Annotated in this window: 5 protein-coding genes; all 5 read right to left on the reverse strand. The window is 73.9% G+C overall.

The genetic code is table 11. From position 1 onward, the window contains the following. The coding region (locus D8M39_RS12330; protein WP_126875111.1) for a uroporphyrinogen-III synthase at window positions 1-641 on the reverse strand (641 nt) is incomplete at its 3' end. Then, on the reverse strand, window positions 638-1,582 hold the full coding sequence (gene hemC, locus D8M39_RS12335; protein WP_094394321.1) for a hydroxymethylbilane synthase: 945 nt from the start codon (window positions 1,580-1,582) through the stop codon (window positions 638-640). The genes hemC and D8M39_RS12330, both read right to left, overlap by 4 nt. Further along, window positions 1,579-2,790, reverse strand: a complete 1,212-nt coding sequence (locus D8M39_RS12340; RefSeq protein ID WP_126875112.1) for a ferrochelatase — start codon at window positions 2,788-2,790, stop codon at window positions 1,579-1,581. Before D8M39_RS12340 ends, hemC begins: the two co-directional genes overlap by 4 nt. 1 nt (window position 2,791) lies before the next feature. Beyond that, the gene (gene hemQ, locus D8M39_RS12345; protein ID WP_094394325.1) at window positions 2,792-3,520 is read right to left on the reverse strand and encodes a hydrogen peroxide-dependent heme synthase; all 729 of its coding nucleotides are present in this window, start codon (window positions 3,518-3,520) and stop codon (window positions 2,792-2,794) included. Between the two features lie 146 nt (window positions 3,521-3,666). After that, on the reverse strand, window positions 3,667-4,713 hold a 1,047-nt coding region (locus D8M39_RS12670; protein ID WP_126875113.1), incomplete at its 5' end, for an NAD(P)/FAD-dependent oxidoreductase.

Here is a 4,713-nt window from a genome sequence, read left to right on the forward strand (position 1 = left end):
TCCGTCGCACTCCCGGCCAGGGGCTCGGGTTCACGACGCCGCACGGGCCGTTCCGCGGGCACGGGCACCATCTCGTACGCGGTCACCCGCCGCACGTCGTAGCCCAGCTCGCGCAGACCCTGGCACAGCGTGTCCGAGCCGAGAGCCGAGACGGGAAGCAGGGCCAGCGGCGTCGGGCCCGTCCACTGGGAAGCACGCGGAGCCTTCCGAGAATCCTCACCGGACCGCGCGCCGGGATGCTCCGGCCACTGCGCCACCATGCCCGCCGCGCTCTGGACGCGGGACGGCACAAAGTCCAGCCCCACACCGTACTCCCCCAGCGCCCGGGCGGTGGCCTCTCCCACCGCGGCCACGCGCAGCAGGCCCGTGGCGCGCGCCGCCTCCAGCTGCGCGCCCCAGTCCGGTGACTGCGCGACCGCGTCGAGCGCCGCCACCGTGGTGGCCGAGGTCACGCACAGCCAGGTGGGACCGGACGGGTGAGCGGCCTGGTCGAGCAGCCCCGCCAGCTCCGAGGGATCCGCCGGAAGCTGCGCCTCCAGCATCGGGGACGCGCACGGCTCGTGGCCCCGCTCCCGCAGCAGCGCGGCGAGCTCGTGCGCTGCGGCGGGATCGCGGGTGATGAGCACGCGCGCTGGGGTCACAGGCTCAACCGCGCCAGTCGTCCGGCACCGTTGCCCAGCAGCTCCTGGGCCACGTGCGCGCCCAGGGCCGCGGCACCCTCGAGGTCCGCGTCCGGCAGGGACGCCGCGCCGCGCATGACCTCGGAGCCGTCCGGGTCCGCCACGACCACCTCGAGCTCGAGCACGCCGTCCAGGAGGCGCGCGTAGGTTCCCACGGGGGCCGCGCAGCCGGCTTCGAGCGTGGCCAGCACGGCGCGCTCAGCGGTCACGGCGAGCCTCGTGGGCAGGTGGTCCACCGCGGCCAGCCCGCGGGCCAGGCCGGAGTCCGGGTCCAGGTCCGCGCGCACCTCCAGCGCCAGGGCGCCCTGCCCGGGGGCGGGCAGCATCAGGTGCGGGTCAAGGTACTGCGTGATGCGGCCCTCGAGTCCCAGCCGGATCAGTCCGGAGGCGGCCAGTACGACGGCGTCCAGGTCCCCCGGGTCCGCCGGTGCCACGCGGTTGAGGCGGGTTCCCACGTTGCCGCGGATGTCCACGATGCGCAGGTCCGGGCGCAGGGCCCGCAGCTGTGCCACACGACGCGGCGAGCCGGTCCCCACGGCCGCTCCCTCGGGAAGCTCCTCCAGGGTGAGACCGTCCCGGGCGCACAGGGCGTCCCGCGGGTCCTCGCGCTCGGGCAGCGCCGCGATCACGAGCCCCTCGACGTCCGCCGTGGGCAGGTCCTTGAGGGAGTGCACCGCGAGGTCCACGTCCCCCTCCAGCACGCGGGAGCGCAGGGCGGTCGCGAAGACGCCGGTGCCGCCCAGCTGGGACAGCGGGCCCGTGAGGACGTCCCCCTCGGTGCGCACCGTGACCACCTCGTGTGGCACGCCGCCCGCGCGGGTCACGGCGTCCGCGGCCCAGCGGGTCTGGGTCATCGCGAGCTGAGAGCCGCGGGTGCCCACGGTGAAGACGTCGGCGCTCACCGCAGGACCACCCCGCCGTCGGCGTCCAGGTCCACCGGGATCGGCCCACCCTGCGGGCGCTGGGCGATCGTGGGCCGGGGCTCGTCCCGCCCGTGCAGCACCTTCACGCAGCAGTCCGGGGCGCACTCGTCGAACCACGTGCCGCGCGAGCACGCGGAGATCCGCGGCGGCGCGGTGGGGGTTCCCAGCCGCTGCTCCACGAGGTCCACCAGGGCGGCGACGAACTCGGGGTCCGTTCCGGCCGTGGGGATCCGCTCGAACTCGATGCGCGCCTCGGCTGCGGCGTCGCGGGCCTCGGTGTCGAGGTCCCACAGCACCTCCATGTGGTCCGAGACGAAGCCCAGCGGCACCACGGCCACACCGGTCACGCCCTGCTCAGGCAGCGACTCGATGACGTCGCAGATGTCCGGCTCCAGCCACGGCATGGACGGGGGCCCGGAACGGGACTGGTAGACGAGCTCCCACTCGACGTCGGCCATCTCCTCCCCCACCTGCTCCACGATCCAGCGCGCGGCGGCGAGGTGCTGGGCCACATAGGCGGAGTCCCCCTCGAAGTCCATGCGCTGCGGCCCGGCGGCGTTGGCGTCCGTCATGGGCACCGAGTGGGTGGTGAACAGCACCCGCAGGGGGCCGTCCGTGCGGGAGCGCAGGGCCTGCAGCGAGTCGCGCAACTTGCGCGCGTAGGGCCGCAGGAAGCCCTCGGAGTCGTAGTACTGCCGGATCTTCTCCACGTGCATCACGTCCTGCAGGCCCGTCTCCTCGAGCCCCACGCCGTAGTCCTCGCGGTACTGGCGGCAGCTGGAGTAGCCCGAGTAGGCGCTCGTGGCCATCACCAGCAGGTCCGTGTAGCCGCGCTCGTGGCACTCGCGCAGCACGTCCGCCACGTACGGGTCCCAGTTGCGGTTGGCGAGCAGCACGGGCAGCTCGATCCCGCGCCGCCGCAGCTCCGCCTCGAGGGCGTCCCTCAGGGCACGGTTCTGGGCGTTGATGGGGCTCACACCGCCGTTGGCACGGTAGTGCGTGGCCACCTCCTCGAGCCGCTCGTCGGGGATGCCGCGACCGCGCGTCACGTTGCGCAGGAACGGGATGACGTCCTCCTGCCCCTCGGGACCGCCGAAGGACGAGAGGATCAGTGCCTGGAAGTCGTGCGGCCGCGCACTGCGCGCCGCGCTCAGGGCGTTGGTCTGGTCGTTGCGGGTCTCAGTCATCTCAGGCGAGGACCTCACCGATCTCGTCCGTGCGGATCCGGCGGCCCGTGTAGAAGGGGGTCTCCTCGCGCACGTGCAGCCGCGCCTCCGTGTTGCGGAAGTGGCGCATCACGTCCACGAGGTCCACCAGCTCCGGGGCCTCCAGGGCCAGCAGCCACTCGAAGTCGTTGAGCCCGAAGCACGCGATGGTGTTCGCGAGCACCTGGGGGTAGTCGCGCGCCTTCATACCGTGGTTCTTGAGCATCTCGCTGCGGCGCTCAGGGTTCATGTAGTACCAGTCGTAGGAGCGCACGAACGGGTACACGCACACCCAGTCCTTCGGCTCCGCGCCGCGGGCGAAGGCCGGCGAGTGGTTCGAGGTGAACTCGGCCTCGCGGTGCACGCCCATGGCGTTCCAGGACTGCCGGGTTCCGCCCACCAGGGGCTCGCGGCGCAGCTCGCGCACGGCGGCCTGCAGGGCGTCCGGCTCCTTGCCGGTCAGCCAGAGCATCAGGTCCGCGCTCTCGCGCATCCCGGAGACGTCGTAGACGCCGCGCACGGTGACGTCCCGCTCGGCCAGCCGCGCCACGAGCGCGTCGAAGCTCTCCCGGGTGGCCGCGGAGTCAGCATCCTGCGGGCGGTCCCTCGTGCGCTCCAGCACCGTGTACTGGGACCAGTAGAGCTTCTCCTCGCCGCCCTGCGCGGCCTCCTGGCCGTCGTGCCCCTGCGTCTTCGCTGCGTGCTCACTCATCCTGTGCGTTCCTTTCGACTTCTCGTTCTCTTCCGTTCCGCGCCGCGCGTCCGCCGCCAGGCACGGGCCTCTTTGCCCACGACGACGACGCCCGCGCACCGCGGTGCCTCCTGCGCGCCGCTGCTGCGAACGGCTGCGGCACGCGGTTACTGCGAACCCGTACCCGCACCGCCCGGGGGCGCCGCCACCTCGTAGCCGTGGTGCTCCAGCAGCGCGCGGACCTGCTTGCGGGTGTCCGCGACGACCGCCGCGAGACCCGTTCCGGAGAGCCACGCGCCCACGGCGGCGGCATCCGGGATCTCCTTCAGCGCCCGGCGGAAGCCCGTGACCCGAGCGCTGTGCCCCGGGTCCGTCCGCGGCAGGGCCGCGTGCCAGCGCACGACGTCCGCGCCCACGAGCTGCTCCGGCGCGATGGGGACCCCCAGCAGGGTGCTGGCGTCCCCCAGGGCCAGGGCGATGAGGTGCTTGTCCTCCAGCGCCACCTCCGGGGAGGGCCCGGCCCCGCGCGGGGTGGCCCGACCGTAGGACAGCCGCAGGACGTGCCGGTGCTCGCCGGCCTCCCGGGCCACCCACTTCCACTTGGCGCTCGCGTGGGTCAGGGCCTTCGCCCGGACGTCCCGGACGTCCTCGCTCACGAGCAGACCCGTGCCGCGCGGGGCGGGGTCCAGGGCGGGGCAGTCCAACACCAGGGTGGCCAGGGCAATGCGCGGGCCGGAGCGCGGGGTGTAGTTCTGGGCGTCCTGCATGTGGCTGCCCATCAGCCGCACCGCGGTGGGCCCGTCCGTGGCCATCACGAGCAGCTCGCCGCGCGCCACGGCCGTCTTGTCCCCGTCCGTGGGCTGGCGCTGGATGACCATCCAGCCCGGACGGCGGGGATCGCGGTCCAGGGCGATCACGTCGTAGCGGGTGACGAGCTTGACCCCCAGCCGCTCGGCGTCGTGCACCAGGCGCTCGCTCAGCAGGTTCATGCCGCCGTCCAGACCGGCGACGTTCGAACCGGCGGGGGTGGCCTCGCGCAGCGCGCCGGCGGCGGCGCCGAGGCTGCCGAGCTCCCGCAGCCTGCTGCGCAGACCGGGCGCCACGGCGTCGACGTCCAGACGGTCCGGGTGCGTCGAGTAGACGCCCGAGACGAACGGGGAGACGAGCCTGTCGACCACGCGCTGGCCCATGCGGGCGCGCACGAGGCCGCCCAC

Source organism: Kocuria sp. HSID17590 (genome assembly GCF_003989485.1).
GTDB lineage: Bacteria > Actinomycetota > Actinomycetes > Actinomycetales > Micrococcaceae > Kocuria > Kocuria salsicia.

Bases quoted from the DNA above. Each gene is read 5' to 3' on its own strand.
- D8M39_RS12340 (WP_126875112.1), bottom strand. From the start codon at position 2,790: ATGACTGAGACCCGCAACGACCAGACCAACGCCCTGAGCGCGGCGCGC.
- hemQ (WP_094394325.1), bottom strand. From the start codon at position 3,520: ATGAGTGAGCACGCAGCGAAGACGCAGGGGCACGACGGCCAGGAGGCC.